The organism is Mesorhizobium sp. M0676 (genome assembly GCF_040320535.1).
Taxonomy (GTDB): Bacteria; Pseudomonadota; Alphaproteobacteria; order Rhizobiales; family Rhizobiaceae; genus Mesorhizobium.
This window is the reverse complement of the sequence record NZ_JAMYPU010000020.1, coordinates 78,019-95,633: the sequence shown is the minus strand read 5'-3', so window position 1 is coordinate 95,633 and position 17,615 is coordinate 78,019. Positions and strand designations below refer to the sequence as shown.

At 61.2% G+C, this 17,615-nt stretch carries 19 protein-coding genes; 12 read left to right on the top strand and 7 right to left on the bottom strand.

The features are described 5' to 3' along the window. Positions 1-161 precede the first annotated feature (161 nt). Positions 162-1,256, bottom strand: a complete 1,095-nt coding sequence (locus NKI35_RS21685; RefSeq protein WP_352654952.1) for a LacI family DNA-binding transcriptional regulator — start codon at positions 1,254-1,256, stop codon at positions 162-164. A gap of 213 nt (positions 1,257-1,469) precedes the next feature. Between NKI35_RS21685 and NKI35_RS21680 the strand changes: the two genes are divergently transcribed. From NKI35_RS21680 to NKI35_RS21640, 9 genes are all read left to right on the top strand, one after another. Further along, complete coding sequence (locus tag NKI35_RS21680) at positions 1,470-2,312, top strand: ABC transporter substrate-binding protein (protein WP_023732310.1); 843 nt, start codon at positions 1,470-1,472, stop codon at positions 2,310-2,312. A gap of 94 nt (positions 2,313-2,406) precedes the next feature. Next, a complete protein-coding gene (locus NKI35_RS21675; protein WP_352741437.1) occupies positions 2,407-3,948 on the top strand; it encodes an amino acid ABC transporter permease/ATP-binding protein in 1,542 nt (513 codons plus the stop codon). Positions 3,949-4,008: 60 nt separating this feature from the next. Then, positions 4,009-5,136, top strand: coding sequence for an NAD(P)/FAD-dependent oxidoreductase (locus tag NKI35_RS21670; RefSeq protein ID WP_352741436.1), 1,128 nt, complete (start codon positions 4,009-4,011; stop codon positions 5,134-5,136). Positions 5,137-5,323: 187 nt separating this feature from the next. Beyond that, entirely contained in the window at positions 5,324-5,539 is a 216-nt protein-coding gene (locus NKI35_RS21665) for a hypothetical protein (protein ID WP_352741435.1), read from the top strand. A gap of 13 nt (positions 5,540-5,552) precedes the next feature. Next, the gene (locus tag NKI35_RS21660; RefSeq protein WP_023667758.1) at positions 5,553-5,798 is read left to right on the top strand and encodes a hypothetical protein; all 246 of its coding nucleotides are present in this window, start codon (positions 5,553-5,555) and stop codon (positions 5,796-5,798) included. A gap of 493 nt (positions 5,799-6,291) precedes the next feature. Next, positions 6,292-6,435, top strand: coding sequence for a hypothetical protein (locus tag NKI35_RS21655; protein ID WP_023818614.1), 144 nt, complete (start codon positions 6,292-6,294; stop codon positions 6,433-6,435). A 9-nt stretch (positions 6,436-6,444) separates the two neighbouring features. Beyond that, positions 6,445-8,211: a thiamine pyrophosphate-dependent enzyme gene (locus NKI35_RS21650; RefSeq protein ID WP_352741434.1), complete on the top strand. Its 1,767-nt coding sequence runs from the start codon at positions 6,445-6,447 to the stop codon at positions 8,209-8,211. 23 nt (positions 8,212-8,234) lie between these two features. Further along, positions 8,235-8,399 (top strand): hypothetical protein, encoded by a 165-nt coding sequence (locus NKI35_RS21645; RefSeq protein WP_023710084.1) that lies wholly within the window; start codon positions 8,235-8,237, stop codon positions 8,397-8,399. Between the two features lies 1 nt (position 8,400). Further along, positions 8,401-9,270, top strand: coding sequence for an SDR family oxidoreductase (locus NKI35_RS21640; RefSeq protein ID WP_352741433.1), 870 nt, complete (start codon positions 8,401-8,403; stop codon positions 9,268-9,270). Positions 9,271-9,577: 307 nt separating this feature from the next. Here NKI35_RS21640 and NKI35_RS21635 read toward each other — a convergent pair whose 3' ends face one another. Both NKI35_RS21635 and NKI35_RS21630 read right to left on the bottom strand, forming a co-directional pair. Further along, entirely contained in the window at positions 9,578-10,090 is a 513-nt protein-coding gene (locus NKI35_RS21635; RefSeq protein ID WP_023686887.1) for an OmpA family protein, read from the bottom strand. 10 nt (positions 10,091-10,100) lie between these two features. Further along, a complete protein-coding gene (locus NKI35_RS21630) occupies positions 10,101-10,760 on the bottom strand; it encodes a L,D-transpeptidase (protein WP_023686888.1) in 660 nt (219 codons plus the stop codon). A gap of 1,001 nt (positions 10,761-11,761) precedes the next feature. On the opposite strand from NKI35_RS21630, the gene NKI35_RS21625 reads away from it, so the two are divergent. Next, complete coding sequence (locus tag NKI35_RS21625) at positions 11,762-11,926, top strand: hypothetical protein (RefSeq protein ID WP_023667766.1); 165 nt, start codon at positions 11,762-11,764, stop codon at positions 11,924-11,926. 199 nt (positions 11,927-12,125) lie between these two features. On the opposite strand, the gene NKI35_RS21620 is transcribed toward NKI35_RS21625, so the two are convergent. Further along, the gene (locus tag NKI35_RS21620; RefSeq protein WP_031205277.1) at positions 12,126-12,725 is read right to left on the bottom strand and encodes an EF-hand domain-containing protein; all 600 of its coding nucleotides are present in this window, start codon (positions 12,723-12,725) and stop codon (positions 12,126-12,128) included. A gap of 415 nt (positions 12,726-13,140) precedes the next feature. Between NKI35_RS21620 and NKI35_RS21615 the strand changes: the two genes are divergently transcribed. Further along, positions 13,141-13,608 carry a hypothetical protein gene (locus tag NKI35_RS21615; protein ID WP_352741432.1) on the top strand — a complete coding sequence of 156 codons (468 nt, stop codon included), beginning with the start codon at positions 13,141-13,143 and terminating at the stop codon, positions 13,606-13,608. 282 nt (positions 13,609-13,890) lie between these two features. On the opposite strand, the gene NKI35_RS21610 is transcribed toward NKI35_RS21615, so the two are convergent. Beyond that, a complete protein-coding gene (locus NKI35_RS21610; protein WP_245260390.1) occupies positions 13,891-14,148 on the bottom strand; it encodes a hypothetical protein in 258 nt (85 codons plus the stop codon). 998 nt (positions 14,149-15,146) lie between these two features. On the opposite strand from NKI35_RS21610, the gene NKI35_RS21605 reads away from it, so the two are divergent. After that, positions 15,147-15,371 carry a hypothetical protein gene (locus NKI35_RS21605; RefSeq protein WP_155922421.1) on the top strand — a complete coding sequence of 75 codons (225 nt, stop codon included), beginning with the start codon at positions 15,147-15,149 and terminating at the stop codon, positions 15,369-15,371. Positions 15,372-15,626: 255 nt separating this feature from the next. Here NKI35_RS21605 and NKI35_RS21600 read toward each other — a convergent pair whose 3' ends face one another. Beyond that, positions 15,627-16,175 carry a hypothetical protein gene (locus NKI35_RS21600; RefSeq protein WP_352741431.1) on the bottom strand — a complete coding sequence of 183 codons (549 nt, stop codon included), beginning with the start codon at positions 16,173-16,175 and terminating at the stop codon, positions 15,627-15,629. Between the two features lie 10 nt (positions 16,176-16,185). After that, on the bottom strand, positions 16,186-17,361 hold the full coding sequence (locus NKI35_RS21595) for a zinc-dependent alcohol dehydrogenase (RefSeq protein ID WP_352741430.1): 1,176 nt from the start codon (positions 17,359-17,361) through the stop codon (positions 16,186-16,188). Positions 17,362-17,615 lie beyond the last annotated feature (254 nt).

The window sequence follows — 17,615 nt, the reverse complement described above, 5'->3', positions numbered from 1 at the left end:
TCGTCACGCTCTTCAAACCATGAGCCGGCACGTGCCGTCCCGATGACGGTGGACGCGGCATTGCGATCAGGGTGCTTGCTGGGTTGATCGACGTACATTCTTAAAGCGGAGTGCGTCGACCTTGTTCTAACGTATTCATGTGGGCCGTATCGCCGTCACACCTATGCTTGGCGCACTTGCGGCTTTCCATTCGAGGGCGGGCCAACGGATCCGCGTGCAATGATGGCGGTCGGCAAAACGAGCTTTTCCGCCGGGCGGGAATCTCCCTTCAATCGCCGGATGAGCAATTCCGCGACGCTCTTGCCAAGCGCGTAGACGGGCTGGTCGATAACGGTGATGGGCGGCGTGGTGACGCTCGTCCAGTCCGCATCATGGAAAGTGATGAGCGAAATGTCGTCGGGAACCCGCAGGCCGCGCTCGCGGGTCACCTTGAAGATCTCCAGCGCAATGACGCTGTCGGAGGCGAGGATCGCCGTCGGCCGATCCGGCGCCGACAGCATCTCGCCGGCAACCCTGCGCGTTTCGGTGGGGCTTGTCGCGCCAAGGCGAACAAAGCGTTCTGGCCGATCAAGTCCGGCCTCTCGGCACACGGTGAGGAAACCGTCGATGCGCTCACGGACCGACGAGGTGTAGATCTGCCCGAGATCGCGGTACTCGTGCCCTTCGGCGTCGACCGCGGTCACATAGGCGATGTTGCGGTGGCCGGCATCGGCTAGAAAGCGGGTCGCCAGCATGGCGATGCCGCGATCGTCGGTCGTGACCGTATCGACATCCAGATCTGCCAGCGCCCTATCCAGCAGGGCAAGCGGTCGGCCCGAGCGGTGGATATCGCGCAGGTGCGCGATGTCGCGCGATTCCGACGGCGTGACGATCAGCCCGTCGACGCGCTTGCCGATGAGCAGTTTCACGGCCGCCTTTTCCGCCTCGATCTTCTCGCCGGAATTGGCCAGGATGACGTTGAACCCGGCTGCCTTTGCCGCGTCGCTGATGCCGCGTACCGCGAGGCTGAAGAACGGGTTCTCGATGTCGCCGACAACCACGCCGATGATGCCGGAGCGGCCGGTCGTCATGCTGCGGGCGAGCTCGTTCGCACGATAGTCCAAGGCCTTGGCCGCGGCCATGACTTCCGCGCGGATCATGTCGCTGACGACGCCGTATCCGCCGAGCACGCGCGCGGCTGTCGCTTTCGAAACATTGGCCGCACGGGCGACGTCGCTGACCGTTATCGACGGGGTCTTGGGGGCGGTTCTTTTCATCGGATGACGACTACAAGAGTTGTTGACGGGAGGTCAACGTGGCGATAACGATTAACAAAGAGACCGGTCTCATACAATATGAGACCGGTCTCTTTAGAAGGAGTGGAGCCGAGAGGCGTGACGGACCGTGATTTCGGCAAGGGCATGTCGGGGCGCCAGATGGCGGCTCGACGGAAATACCAAGAAGAACAGACCTTCAGAGTGGAGAAAGACATGAGCAGCAAAGAAATTCTCAAGTCGTTGATGTGCCCGGTCAGAACCGGCGCAATGGCTCTTATGGCGATGTGCCTCGGCGCCGGGCTGGTTTCAGGAGCGGCCGCCGCGGATGACAATCCCTATGGCCTTATTGATGCGAAGGTCATTAGCGTCGGAACCATGGGCGATGCCAAACCCTACGCTTTCACCCAGGCCGATGGGTCGTTCACCGGCTTCGACATCGAATTGTTCCGCAACGTCGCGAGCCGCCTTGGCTTCAAGCCCGACCAGGTGATCTTCACCGGCCAGGAATTCTCGGCGCTGATGCCTTCGGTTGCAAACGAGCGCTTCGATGTCGCGGTCGCGGCAATCGGCACGACGGAAGCACGCAAGAAGACCGTCGACTTTTCCGACGGGTATATCGCAGGCTATCTCTCCGTGCTTACCGCCGACAAGGCGATCACGGCGGCGGACGGGCTCAAGGGCAAACGTCTCGGCGTCGTACAAGGCACGCTCCAGGAAATCTACGCGGCGAAGAATTTTGTCGGAACCGATCTCGTCAAATTCCCCGACAACAACTCCGCCGTTTCGGCGCTTAACAACGGAACCGTGGATGCCCACTTCCTCGATTACGAGGCCGCCAAGGACTATGGCCTTCGCTACCCGAACCTGAAGATCGCGGTCAATATTCCTTCCTTTGACGCGCCGGCCGGCTTTGTCCTGCGCAAGGGCAACGACAAGCTCCGCAATGCGCTGAACACCGCCCTTCACGCGGCCATGCAGGACGGCACCTGGAAGACGCTTTATGAAAAGTGGTTCCCCGGCTCGCCGATGCCCGACCAGTATCTTCCCAAGAAGTAGACCGTACCCGGCCGCTGGCTTTCATGCCGGCGGCCGGATTACGCCTCCGTCCTTGATGCGGACGATGTAAATAGCGCAACCAAAAGGGGGGCGAATGAACTGGCTCGAAAACCTGCGGCGCAGTTTCCTCGACTGGCACGCAATGGCGGACGTGCTGCCCAGCATGATCACCATCGGATTGAAGAACACCTTGATCCTCGCCGCCGCGTCGACAGTACTGGGTGTCATCCTCGGCATGATCCTGGCGGTCATGGGCATCTCGCAATCGCGCTGGCTGCGCATTCCGGCGCGGGTCTACACGGATATATTCCGTGGGCTGCCGGCGATCGTCACCATCCTGCTGATAGGCCAGGGCTTTGCCCGCATCGGCCGTGAAATCTTCGGCCCTTCGCCCTTTCCGCTCGGCATTCTTGCGCTGAGCCTGATCGCCGGCGCCTATATCGGCGAAATATTCCGCTCGGGCATCCAGAGCGTCGAGCGCGGGCAGATGGAGGCCTGCAGGGCGCTCAGCATGAGCTACGGCCAAGGCATGCGCCTGATCGTGATACCGCAAGGCATCCGCCGCGTCTTGCCGGCCCTCGTCAACCAGTTCATCGGCAACGTCAAGGATTCAAGCCTTGTCTACTTCCTCGGTCTGCTCGCCTCGGAGCGCGAGGTCTTCCGTGTCGGTCAGGACCAGGCAGTGGTCACCGGAAACCTCTCGCCATTGCTTCTGGCCGGCGTGTTCTATCTCATCATCACCGTGCCGTTGACCCATGTGGTCAACTATATCGACAACTCGCTGCGGGTCGGAAAGCAAAAGGCCGGCCTCGTCGTCAGCGGCCTGGCCGAAGTGAGCGAACTGGAGGGCGCCACCGGCAGTGCACCTTCGGAGGCCGGCTCGGATGCCCGCTCAGCGCTGCCCCGCTTCAAGGGCGGCAGTCTCGCCATCACCGATCTCGACATGGCCTATGGCGACCTCGATGTTCTCAAAGGCGTCAGCCTGGCAGTCAAGCCTGGCACGGTCACATGCGTGATCGGCCCATCAGGTTCGGGCAAGTCGACCCTGCTGCGCTGCCTCAACCGCCTGGTCGAGCCCAAGGGCGGTGAGGTGTTGCTCGATGGTGCGAGCATCCTGGCGATGAAGCCTGAAAAACTGCGCCGGCGTGTCGGCATGGTTTTCCAGCAGTTCAATCTGTTTCCCGACCACACCGCGCTCGAAAACGTCATGCTGTCGCTGACCAAGGTAAAGGGGCTCCCTGTACAGGAAGCTGAGCGCATCGCCGAGGCACGCCTTGCCGACGTCGGGCTTGCGACCCGCAAACACCATCGTCCAGGGAGCCTTTCCGGTGGCCAGCAGCAGCGTGTGGCAATCGCTCGTGCATTGGCGATGGACCCGGAGGTCATCTTGTTCGATGAGGTAACGAGCGCACTCGATCCAGAACTGGTGAAGGGTGTGCTCAACCTCATGGCGGATCTCGGCCGGCGCGGCATGACAATGGTCGTGGTGACGCATGAAATGGGCTTCGCCCGCAAGGTCGCCGATCAGGTCGTCTTCATGGATGAAGGCCGCATCATCGAGGCCGGCACGCCTGCCGCGATTTTCGACACGCCGAAAAGCCCGCGTCTGAAGCACTTCCTTGCCGAAGTGCTTTGATCACGCATGAGCCCTTCAAGACGGCCGCCCAAACCAACCTCCACCAGTGAAAGATATCTCATGGCTGCATCACATCAGGTTTCCAAGGTCGTTGTTGTCGGCGGCGGCATTTTTGGCGTCTCCTCGGCCGTTCATCTTGCAAGGCTCGGCATCGAGACCGTGCTGGTCAATGATGGACCGCTCGCCAAGGGAGCTTCCGGCCGCTCGCTCGCCTGGATCAATTCGGCGCGCAGGCGCTCGGCTGAATATCATCGCCTGCGCATGATCGGTATCGACCGCTACCGCAGTTTGTCGGCGCGATGCCCGGATGCCGCCTGGCTGCGTTTCGACGGTGGCCTGACGTGGGATGCGGACGATACCTCAAACGAGATCGCCGATGTCTTCGCTCACGAAAAACGTCTCGGCTATGATGCGCAGCATCTGTCCGCGGACGCCATAAGGTTGGTCACGCCGGGTGTCTGCGCAAGCGCTGTCACGCCTCAAGGCGCGATCTTCAACGCGGGTGAGGGCTGGGTCGACCTGCCGTCGCTGATCGAAATATTGATCGCGGAATTCGTGGAGCGGGGCGGCCAGGTGGTCACCGAGGCCGGAAGCGCTACCGTCACCGTCGCCAACGGCCGCGCCACCGGCGTCACCACCACCAGCGGGATCAGCTTCGCCGCCAACGCGGTGCTTCTGGCGACCGGTGCGGATGTGCCGCGAATGGTTGCCGTGGCCGGTCAGCGTATTGCCGATGGGACACCAATCGCGCTGCTGGTCAGGACCAAGCCAGTCGACTTGCCTCTACGCGCCGTGCTCAACACGCCGCGCGTCGCCATCCGGCCGACGCCTGATGGCGCCCTGGCGCTCGATTCTGCCTGGTCGGAAAAAGAGGTGGTAGTCAATCCGGACGGGACTTATCGCGTAAAAGCATCGACCATCCAGGGGCTTCTCGACGAAGCGTCGAATGTTCTCGACGGTCATCCGAAATTGGAATTGGAGAGCTACGGTGTCGGGCCCAAGCCGATCCCCGGAGACGGCGAGCCGGTCTTCGGCCAGTTGCGGGAGATCGAGGGGTATTACGTCGCCTTCAGCCACAGCGGCGCAACACTTGGCTTGATTGCCGGCGAACTGCTTGCAACCGAGATCGCCACCGGAACAGAGCACCCACTCCTTGCAAGCTTTCGACCGTCTCGATTTTCACTTTAGCCTGCCAATTCGCCTCGGAATGGGATGTAATGTGGCATGCTTGGAGTTTCGCTAGCCGAGACGGCGGCCGCCTGGCCGCTTACGCGCACCTGACAAGCGAATATGTTCCGGAACATTTTCTCCACGTTGAAGTTGGACAGCGCCAGGACCGTCGTTCGTCCAAGCTCAACCAGCGCTGAGAAATTCCATGACCAACCAACACCCCAAGACTAAACAGCCCACGGACAAGGATCTGCGAGACAACCCGGGAATCGGCACCTCGAAAGGCGCGGTCAAGGGCGGCGATATGCTCACCGAGAACGATGCTCTCGATGGGGACAATACGTTCGAAGGCGATGTCGAGAACGATGTCACGCCTCAGGGCGGCATCAATCCTGACCAGACCGGACGCACGAACAAGTAGGAGGCGCCTTGCCATGGCCGGCCGGAAGACCCACGAGCAGCAGCTGCGCATCATCGAAAAGCGCGAGAACACCAGCAATGCCGGCGACGATTTCAATGCCGAGGATGAGCTGAAGAGAACCAAGCAGGAGCGCGAGGCGCGGCAAGACGGCGCCAATCTGCGCGACGAGGGCGTGGAATTGACCGACAAGGACGATCGCCAGATGATCCGCGGCGAAAACCAGGAGAGCGAGCACCACAAGCGCAGGCAGGACGACTAAGCCTGTCGTCTTTAAGGCTATCGAGGAGCCATGCCAGACTACCGGCACGCCAGGCACCGCATGGTCGAGGCGCACATCGCCCGCCGCGGTGTGCGCGACGAACGAGTCCTTTCGCCACTGAGGCGGAATCCCGCGCGGGAAATTCGTCGACGAGGGGTGCGAGGAGTTCGCCTATGGGGACGGTCCGGGCGGCGTTGCGCTCTGGCTATAGGGACCTGCGAAGACGCGACCTGAACATCGGCCAGCTCTGCCGCGAGCGCTTTTGGCGATCAGGCAGCCTCAGCCACTACATGCAAGCTCGGCCTCGCAGCAGTTCGATGCCTTCGTCTGTTCGATCGCACCTCGCCTGTTCAGCCGCTGACTGCCGAACAGCGCCTCATCGGGTGGTATGACACGTTTGCCTTCGGCACCTGACTAGGCGGCCTTGCCTTCGGGCACGGAACATCTCACCGACTTTCTGGTTAGGCAGGCCGGATGAAGGGAGCTTTGCGGCATGGCCACTAATTTGGAAGACGGCAAGACCGCTCAGTCTTCCGACGACTTGCTTGGCGGCAATCGCGGCGGCGACAAGGACCAGCGTAAGACTGACAAGACCGCGAACAAGAGCAGCCAGGCGGCGGGATCCGCATCGCGGTAGGACTGAGACATGCCGACCGCCGCGGACATCCTCATCGAGACGCTGATCGACTGGAACGTCGATATCATCTTTGGCCTGCCGGGCGACGGCATCAATGGCATCATGGAGGCGCTGCGCAGGCGGCAGGACCGTATCCGCTTCATTCAGGTGCGGCACGAGGAATCCGCGGCGTTCATGGCGTGCGCCTACTCAAAATGGACAGGCAAGCTCGGTGTCTGCCTCGCAACTTCCGGCCCTGGCGGCACACACCTCCTGACGGGACTCTACGATGCCAAGCTCGACCAAGCGCCGGTGCTCGCCATTACCGGCATGCAGTTCCACGACCTCATCGAGACCTTCACCCAGCAGGATGTCGACTTGACGCGCGTCTTCAGCGATGTCGCCGTCTTCAACGCGCAGGTCTCCGACGCGGCGCATATGGAAAGCCTGGCCGGTCTCGCCTGCAGGTCGGCGCTGGCACGTCGCGGCGTTGCGCATCTGTCGATCGCCAGCGATGTGCAGGAGCACACGCTCGACCAGGCCAAGCGCTCGAAGCGCAACAAACCGTCGCATACGCCGGATCGTTGGTTCGAAGGAAGCAGGCTTCCCGACGAAGAACAACTTGCGAAAGCCGCCGAGATCCTGAACGGGGCGACGAAGGTCGCGATCCTCGCCGGTCGGGGCGCGCTTGTTGCCAGGCACGAGTTGGAAGAGACGGCGGAGCTGCTTGGTGCCCCCGTCGCAAAGGCCTTGCTCGGTAAGGCTGCCTTGCCCGACGATCACCCGCTGACGACTGGCGGCATCGGAATTCTCGGCACGCTGCCGTCGCAGGAAATCATGGACGAATGTGACGCGCTGCTCGTCGTCGGCTCGACCTTTCCCTACATCGAATACTACCCGAAGCCGGGACAGGCGCGCGGGGTGCAGATCGAGCGCGATCCGCAGCGCATTGGCCTGCGCTATCCCGTTGAGGCCGGCCTTGCCGGCGATGCCGCCGTGACGCTGCGATTGCTGAACAAGCGCCTGAAGCGCAAGGATGATCGCAGCTTCATCGAGAAGGCGCAGGCGGGCATGCGACGCTGGCGCGAGATGATGGCGCAGTCGGAGCAAAAGCCCGCCACTTCGCTCAAGCCCCAGGTGGTCACACGCGCATTTGGGAAACGATTGCCCGATGATGCGATCCTGGTTGCCGATTCCGGCCAGAACACCGAGATGGCGGCCCGCCATATCGAACTGCGTGACGGGCAGGCCTTCGGCGTCTCGGGCGCGCTGGCCTCGATGGCATGCGGACTGCCCTACGCGATCGCCGCGGGCCTGGCCTTTCCCGGCCGGCCGGTCTTCGCGGTCGTCGGCGACGGCGGTCTCGCGATGCAACTCGGCGAGTTCTCGACGGCAGTTCGGTACCGGATCCCACTCAAGGTGCTCGTGCTCAAGAACGGCATGCTCAATCAGATCGCCTGGGAGCAGATGATGTTTCTCGGCAACCCGCAATTCGCCTGCGAACTCCAGCCCATCGACTTCGCCATGGCCGCCGAAGCCATGGGCGGCATTGGCTACAGCGTCTCTCGCGCCGAGGAGGTGGAAGGCGTTCTCGACGCTGCCCTGGCTGCTGAGGGTCCGGTGGTCATCGAGGCCGTGGTCGATCCGTACGAACCGATGATGCCACCGAAGATGCCACCGGATTATGCGAGAAATTTCCGCAAGGCGCTACCGGATACCCCCGGACGCGCGGAAATCGAGGCGAATGTGGCGCAAGAGCCGCTGAGGTCGATGATTACCGCCGGCGAGAAAGACTGACCACACGCAAGAAGGAGCACGAGTTGAACAAGACCGACAGCGGCACCGCAAATCGCGGTTCGCCGGACCTCATGGGCGGCGACCAAGCGTGCAAGGCCGAGGAATGGGGCGGTGGCTCGAAAGCCGCCAAGGGACCGATCACGGAACCGGATCGACACAACCGCAACTCCAACCAAAAAAGGACCTGACATGCAGGATGCCCAGCAGAAATATCCTCAGCCGCCGCTTCCCGAACAGCAGCAGGACATGCCCGGCTATACCGACGAGATGGATCCACGGCCCGACCACGGAGAGGAGAGCTATCGCGGCAGCGGTAAGCTGACGGACCGCGTCGCGCTGATCACCGGCGCGGACTCGGGCATCGGCCGGGCGGTGGCTATCGCGTTTGCACGCGAAGGCGCCGACGTCATTATCTCGTACCTTGAGGAGGACCAAGATGCGCAGGAGACGGCGCACTTGGTCGAGGAAGCGGGGCGCAAGGCGGTGCTCGCACGCGGCGACATCTCGGACGAAATCTTCGCGCGGTCGCTTGTGCAGCGAGCTATCGATGAATGCGGGCGCCTGGACATCCTCGTCAATAATGCAGCCCACCAGGCGTCGTTCGAGAAGCTTGAGGACATCAGCGCGGAGGAATGGGATCTCACCTTTCGCACCAATGTCTATGCGATGTTCTATCTGTCCCAGGAAGCAGTGAAGCACATGGAACCCGGCTCAACCATCATCAACACATCCTCAATCAACGCGACCAGTCCATCGCCGGCACTGCTTGCCTACGCCACTACCAAAGGAGCGATCGCCAACTTCACCGCCGGACTTGCAGGACTGGTAGCTGAACGCGGCATTCGGGTAAACGCGGTCGCTCCCGGGCCGATTTGGACGCCGCTGATCCCGTCGACAATGCCCTCTGAGAAGGTCAAGGAGTTCGGGAAGAACACACCGCTCAAGCGTCCCGGGCAACCGGCAGAGCTTGCAGCGACCTATGTGCTGCTTGCCTCGGAAGGATCGAGCTACACCACCGGCGCACTCTACGAGGTCACCGGTGGACGGCCGATGCTTTGAGCCAGCGTACCTGCCAGCTCCACGGCGCCCACTCCCGGTAGCGCACCCACATGTGGCGAGGCTCATGCGCGATCAGGATCGCGGACAACCGCCACGTCCGCAAACTGGTTGAGGCGCATGCCGAAGCCTCCCCACCAGACCCTGAACCGGAGGTTGGTAGACGCGAAGCTGACTTCATTCCGGGTTCAACCGGAGCGTCAGCTTTCGGGGAGGGGCAAACGCTGGGTGAATGTCCCCGATAGGCGCATTGCAGCCATGCCGCCGTCGCGTTGTGAGACTGATTTGGCGACCAGCAAAACAGCAGTCTCTACGACTCGTCCCTCTCATCGCGCAAATTAGACACAACGCGGCGGTTCTGCGACCTGCAGGCGGAGTCGGGGCAGTCGCGGACCAGCCTGTCCTTGCCGTAGCCCTTGGCCCACATGCGGTTCCGGTCTATGCCGCCGGCGGCGAGGTAGTCCATCACCGCATCGGCGCGCTGCTGTGACAGCGCCGTTTCGCTTGCGCCGGGATCGTCGGCGAAACCCTGCAGCTTGAGCAGCCAGCGCGGATGCTTTGTCAACCAGGCGATCTGGGTGTCGAGGGTGGCCTTGGCGACAGAATCGAGCGCGGCCGAACCTTTCGTGAAGTAGGTGCGGCGGCCGACATTGAGGATAAAATCCTCCTCGCTGCCCGGCTGCACGTTCTGGAAGCCGGCAATCTCGGCGTTGGTGACGTCAGGCGTGGACGGGGCCAGCGTGTTGCTGGTCGAGCAGGATGCGGCCACAACCAGCAGGCCGGCTGCGAGCAGCCGGCACGTGTTTTCAATCATGCGGTTCATGATGCGCCAATCATTCGACAGTGGTGGAAGCGGGCGCCTGGTCGGCGATGTGCGGCAGGACCTCCACCGCGGTGCCGATCGGGCACCGCTGGTAGAGGTCGATGATGTCTTCGGGGAACATGCGGATGCAGCCGCTGGAAGCGTCGGTGCCGATGCTCCATGGCTCCAGCGTGCCATGCAGGCGGTAGCCGATGTCGGCGCCGTCGCGGTACAGATAGAGCGCGCGCGGCCCGAGCGGATTGTTGGACGCGCCGCCTGCGATCATGGGCGGTAAGTCCGGTTTGCGCTCACGCATTTCGGGGGGCGGGACCCATTGCGGCCACAGCGCGCGGCGATCGATCGTCGCGCGGCCGTACCATTTGAAGCCTTCCTTGCCGACGCCGACGCCGTAGCGGATGGCAGTCTTGTTTTCCATGATGAGGTAGAGGAAGTGGTGGCGGGTATCGACCACGACGGTGCCGACCGGCTCGCTGCTGAAATACTTGACGATTTGGCGATGCCATCTCTTGTCGATCTTGGCGAAGTTGGTCTTGCGATAGACGAAATCGTTATCGCTTGCGGTACCGGCGAAAAAGGATTTTGCCGCCGCGGCTTGAACAATATTGCCGGTTCCACCGACCGCGACCAGCGCCAGACCGCCGAGCACGACACCCCTGCGTGATAAAACCATCGGCAATCCCCCATGCCTTAAGCCTGGCGAACCATAGTTGAGAATGATTTCGGCTCAAAGTGGAAAAATGCTGCAGTGGGTGGGCCGCAAGCGGTCTGTCCTCTTGACGGCAAAATAGCGGCTGCCCGCCGGCGGGTTTTTTTGCGCGGACGGGAACATCCTCGCTCCAAGGGTGTTCTGTCACACCCGGCTCGTTCTTCATCGGTCGTGCCGGTGACCAAGATGTCCCCTCATTCATCATGGTCGGCCCGCGCAGCCATGACCGCACGCGCGGGCCATCCCATCACAAGGCCCGCTGGCTCAAGCTGGCGGGTTTTTCCGCGTCCATGCGCCGACACTCATCTTCGCATGCCTGTCACAACGAGCCAGGCGGATTCCAGTATCCGCACGCGGCGAGGAGGACTTGCGACATGCCTCGCTGCGGGATTTTCGCGATGAGTCTACCTGGCTCCCGCTGAACGCCATGGCCTGACCACCGGGCGCGTTGGACGACCTTCAAGTCGAAAAAGCCCGCGGCAATCGCACCTTAGGCGAAGAGGCTTTGCTTTGTTGATGCAATTGTCATCGCATCAATCGTGGGTAGCAACGCGGTTGTTGCGTGTTGTTGGAGAGATGGGGTTTCCCGAAAAGAATGAACATGCGCAGACAAAAGAAGCGAGCAGGATGGCCGTGAGTACATCTGCCAAATATCTATTACCTCATATGCGCTCGCTCCTCGGAAGGCGATCCCGCCACCCTCTCGACAGTGAAGATGGCGGGATCTCAACCGGCGACAAGGGACTTCGATCGACGGTGGGTTTCCAATTCGGCGTCCGGCTGCGTGTTCCGCCCTTCGGGCTTCTTCCAACCGCAATCAGACGCTAGTCCTATCCCATAAGACTGATGGCCAAATTCGGAACATCCGCTGAAGCATTGCGTTCGGCAGCCTGAAACCCCAAGGCAAAGGATGACTAATCATGTCGAATTGCGAGACTGCAAAATCACATTCGTTAGGAAATCGCGTGGCTGATCTCACAGCCAAGATGCGTGAAGCGCAGATTGACGCGGGTGAAATGATGGCCTTCCACAAGGTTGCAACTATGTTGGAGGACAGCCAAGGACGTATCAATGGCGACGACTTGATCGCCGCATCCTTCGTTCTGCTGGAAGACCGAGCGCCCGAGTGACCTTGCGTTGGTCGGCTTCGATCGTTCCTCGATCAGCAATGCGAAGCCTTTTTTGTCACGGCTGGCGTCTCGCGGGACTGCGGGAATAGCTCAAGCCTAAAGGGTGCTGGCCGGGCGCCTAACAGCCAAGAGACACCGCTTCGGGATCGGCCGCCACGCGCCCGCTTTGTCCGAGGGAGGGCATTCCCTTTGAAGACAGCTACGGCGTGTCCTCGCTATCAGTGCCATGCATGCTGGAGCCATGCATGAAGGACTGGATCTCGTTCACATCGATCTTGCCATCACCATTCTCGTCAATGCTACTGAACATCCTGCCCACCGCGCGTTGAACCTCGTCCTCGGACACCGATCCGTCGCCATCGGTGTCCAACAGCCCGAACATCAGTCGCATGCCGGCACCGCGCATCATCTGATGATGCCAGCGTCCAGCCATTCTGTGTCCACGATCGCGGTCACCGTGGTTCTGCCAACGGTCGCCATCTTCATCGTGGCGGTCAGCATCCTCGTTGCGATCGCCTTGATAGTTGCGACTATCTTCCTCGCGGAAACCCTCTTCGGAACCGCGATCCTGCTGCAGTCGCTCACGGACAGCTTGCTCAACCATCTGGCGGATCATTTCGCGTGTTGGTCCATCCGCTTGTCCGGTCGCATCCGGCAACTGTCCGGCGGCCGGCGGTTCGGTTGCCGGAGCGGGTGCAGGTGTCGAGGGTGATGGTGTTCCGCTTGTCTGGGCGAGCGCGGGGGAGGTCAGGGCAATGAAAACGGCGGCCGCGGCCGTCGTGCTGTGTGGAAATCTCATGGCATGCTCCATCAGTGCCTTCGCTTGGAAGGCCAAACTGGAACTCGATCTGATTGTTCCCCGAAGGGGATCAGGTCACGGCGAAGTTACAGGGCATGCCCCCCGTCTGAGGTAGATCAGGGTCTTCGTCAGGGAATAATTTCGGCTCTTCTTCCCTAGGCACAAGAGGAAGCCGGCGCCCATTTTTGCGGGCAATGAACGTTGGACATTCGGCCTCGCCAATTTTCTGCCAGTCGATCATACCGACCACCAATTCCCTCTGCGTCCTCTCCTTTCGTGGGACGGAAGCCGTTTCGACCGCACGCCGTCAATCGCGAATCCCGCGTCCATATGCTGCGCGGCCATGATGCATATTTTTTATGTCACGGACCTCTGTCCGTCTGGACACCATGTTAGCCAGCGCTAAATCAGAGCAATGCGACGCCTCCTGCTGGGACTTACAGTTTTTCTCTTTTGGACCACGTTGCTTCAGGCCGAGGCGTGGCAGCCCTTCGGCGTCCGACAGCTTGGCTTTAGTTTCGATATTCCTTCGAATTTCGTCCTGACCCAGAATTCGGAGCAGGGCGCGGCTTTTCAGGGCCCAAGAGACGCGTTTCTGGTCGTTTGGGGCGCGCGACTGGGCAAAGCAAGTTTTCGCGCCGAGATTGAACATCGCATGATCGAGGACGAAAAGGCCGGTTGGCGACTGACCTATCGGCGCCTAGCCCCGAAATGGGCCAGCTACTCCGGGGTCAAGAATGGCGAGATTCGCTACGTCCGTGCAATTATGGTCTGCAACCAGCGTGCCGCGCTTTTCACAATGAATTATCGGAAATCCGAAAAGAAACCGTATGACCCTGTTGTTGTGCGCATGGTCCGGTCCCTGAGAGCGGAAGGATGTTAGCCAGCAAAGAGCGAGGTTGCCGTACTGTGCTTCCCTCGGCTAAGGGCCAGTGGTCAACCCGGCTCCCCAATAGCCTCGCCCAGTCACATGAAAGCAGGCACCGGCAGATATGCGGCCGAACGTTCTCACGCTGGCTCAGCCGCTCAAAGCCCATCACCGAAAAGCTGCTTAGTGCGGTCGCCAGCTAGAGCTACCACTGAGCCATTCCCGCTGCGGCAGGGCAGCGCCTCAGTTCCGTACGCGTTCATACCAAGAACGGGCGGGGCGAACGTCCTGATAGAGCTACGGCTGTAGAAGCGCGCCGCCAAACTGCGCCCACAAGCGCTCGCACTCTCTCGCCCTTAGGCTCGGGGTACCGGGCGCGCCATAGAAGACCATGGCGCCGCGAATGTCGTATCCAAGCACCGAGGCGTTGGCCACGAACTGGATGGCTCTTCCCAAGCTGGTGATGCCGATGTCGACCTCAGCTTTGTTGGTGAGGTCGACCACGCCTACTATTTCCGCATTGGCGCTCCTGCCCGCCAAAACGGCCGTCGACATCGCATCATGCACGGCAAGAAGCATTTCGGTGAGTTGCCCGGTGGAAGGGCTCTACAAACGCTTAAACGTCAGGTTTGTTCCCAACTGGCCTTGGCGGCTTTCCGACTACCAAGACTGGGTCCCGCGGCCTCTCATGTGCGCGTAGTTGACATCGTCTGCTGGACCGAACGGTCAAGCCGAAGAGCCCAGTTCCTCTCAGCATCGAGCAGTTCATTCTGCTCAATCAAGCCATTCATAAACAGCCTGAGTATATGCGCAGCTATGCGCTCTCCGTTCTGCGAAGCAAGAGGTAGGGCGCGCTCTTTGCAGACCGTGTGACAAACCTGGGCGAGCATCTCAATCTCGCTTGGCCCCAAAAACCGACCCGGATACAACATACCGTTTTCCTGTTGGAGAGTTTGAATGGCTATCCATTACGCAGGGTCACCGGCAGCCACAATCAACTATGATAGTGAGATGTCGAGTCCCGGTGGAAAAAACAGTGAGGTCCCAAAAGCGGTCGCGCTTGTCTCCGATTGACAGATGCCTCGACGCTACACCGACCAGCGCTACCGCACCCGCTTAATCGACGCGGCTTTGCAAAGGCCTATGACCAGTTCGCTACCAGCTGCCGGACCGCCCAGGCAAGCATGCCGCCGGCCATTACCGAAAGCGCGATGTCGTGGATGAGGCAGCCTTTTCCGTATACATCCAGTTGTTACGCTGCGCATCTGCTTCGGTTCGAAAACTCGCCGCGAGCCTGGCGTGCTCGCGTGTCCGGGCCGAAAACGCCTTCACAGCCCACATGTTGATAACGACATCGATGAGGCTGCCGCCGACCTCGTTGGCATAGGATGCTTCCCGGCAAGGGCATCGACCAATGCCCCGGGGCCGACCAGCACGAACCTGCGGGGGCTTTCCCGGAACAAAGCGTCGACGATCCGGTTCGGCAGGGAAGCGGCCAAAATTCATGCCATCGGAGATGCCGAGGCAGATGACAGATGAAAGGGAAGCTGAAGATGACGAAGTCTCGCGACCGCACCGTTCCCGGCGACGGCAAGATCGAAACCGGCCCGAACACATCTCCGCAACAGGATCCGGCAGAGGGGTCGCGCGAGACAATCGATCGCGAACTCGAGCGGACAGACGACGATAATAATTCCGACGAAGCGGAACGCTTGCGCCGAGACCTGCGGAAAGGGGTGGCGGAAGAGACCGAGCTTCCCGAACGCGGCTCGGCCTGAGGATCGCCGGAACCTTGCCAAGGCAAGAGACATGGAAGGCTCGACGCCGGTCGGATCGCTGCTTGCTTCGTGCCTTTAACGCACCGGCCACACAACCCATGCGCGGCGGTGACCCAGGAGACGGCGAGAACGGCCGCGCGACGGTCCACTCTGTTCCAGCAAACTCGGCTCGCCGAGAGCTACCACCTCTGGCGTTAGGGCCTGACGAGATGCCACCTGTCCAGGTCGCATGCCGCCAGGGTTCCGCAATCTCTATCAGGCTGCGCCGGCCTTCTGGCTGCGCTGCGAGCGGGCACGGTCGAGGGCTGCGGCAGTGCCTCCGGGAAAGCCGCTTCGATCGCTGTAGTCGCGTGGCTTGGTCCCCCTCCGAGAGTGGCGCGCAGTCACGCTTTTCGCACCGATGATGTCGAGCAATGTGATGCCGGCGACCATCGCAAGCGCAAGGCCCACATTATCGCGCTTTGGGTTGCCATGCCGATACGCTGTCAGCAATGTCGCGATATCCAGGCCGTCGCCGGCCACCCGGCTCCACAGCCCCGCTTGCTTGTCCACTGAAAGCGAGAGTATGCCGCTGCTTATTTCCCGCGCCCCATAAGCGCGGATCAGATCTTCCTTGCCGCGCATGCCGAGCGCGCCGGCAATCCGCGCGGCGCCAACCAACTCGGCGACGCCAAGCGCGATGCTGAACCAGCCGAGCTTGCGGGCAAGGCCATCGGAGGCCCCGACCGCACTCTGCCCAGTCTTCAGCACTTTGGGATCGCCAGGCGATCGGGTGATGTTGGTAAGTTTGGCAATCACGTTCATGACGATTTCCCTACGGTTTCAGTACAACCTTGATGCAGCTGTCCTGCTTGTCGCGAAACACCTTGTACATCTCGGGTCCCTGCTCGAGCCCCACGATATGGGTGATGACGAAGGATGGGTCGATCTGGCCATCTTCGATGCGGCGCAACAGATCCTCGGTCCAACGGTTGACATGGGTCTGCCCCATTCGGAAGGTGAGCCCCTTGTTCATTGCCTGTCCCATCGGAATCTTGTCGACCAGCCCGCTGTAGACGCCGGGGATCGAGATCACGCCGGCCGGCCGGCAGACATAGATCATCTCACGCAAAACGTGCGGTCGATCATTTTCCATCAGCATCAACTGCTTTGCGCGATCGTAGACGGTATCGGGCTGGGCCAGCGAGACGTGGCTTTCCATGCCGACGCAATCGATGCACTTCTCCGGGCCCTTTCCGCCGGTGAGTTCCCGCAGTCGTTCGACGACACTTTCCTCGGCGAAATTGATGGCGATGGCGCCGCCGGCCGCGGCCATGGAAAGCCGTTCCGGCAGGCAATCGATCGCCACCACCTGTTTCGCGCCGAGCAGCAGGGCGCTGCGTATGGCCATCTGCCCGACTGGGCCGCAGCCCCACACCGCAACCGTATCGTTGGGCTCAATGTCGCACTGTGCCGCCGCCTGCCATCCGGTAGGAAAAATATCGCCGAGGAAGAGAACCTGCTCGTCGGTAAGGCTGTCAGGCACCTTTACGTGCGTGGCATCGGCGAACGGCACACGCATGTATTCCGCCTGTCCCCCGGGATAGCCGCCGGTCAAATGAGTGTAGCCGAACAGACCCGCGGTGGTGTGCCCGAACACCTTGTCACCAAGATTCTTCTTGCGGTTTGTGCGTTCGCAAACCGAAAAGTTCTGTCGCTTGCACTGGTCGCACTCACCGCAGATTATGGTGAACGGCACGACGATGCGGTCTCCCTCCTTCAGAGCGCCGTTGACGCCCTTGCCGACCTCGACGACCTCTCCCATCATCTCGTGGCCCATGATGTCGCCGGGCAGCATGGCTGGCACATAGTTGTGGTAGAGGTGAAGGTCGGAGCCGCATATCGCACAACTCGTCACCTTGATGATCGCGTCACGTTCATCCTCAATTCCCGGGTCCGAAACCTGATCGCAGCGTATGTCTTCCTTGCCGTGCCAGACCAACGCTCGCATAGCTTGCTCCTATTTTCGCAAGATCTGTGGGTAGGGACCTCGCGCCTGTCCTAAGCGGGCCGATGCCTGGTTGGATCGACTGTGCCGCTGCTTGTCGAACCACAGGGGCGGACCGATGTTCCGGGAGCTCGAGAGAATTTTTGGGCCATTCCAGACCTGCACCTTGGAAGGATCTGTCGCGGGCACCAGCGGCCTTCCCAGGCGCGTCGGGGCACGAACCGCTGGAGCCCGAGCCACGAATGGACGTACTCAAG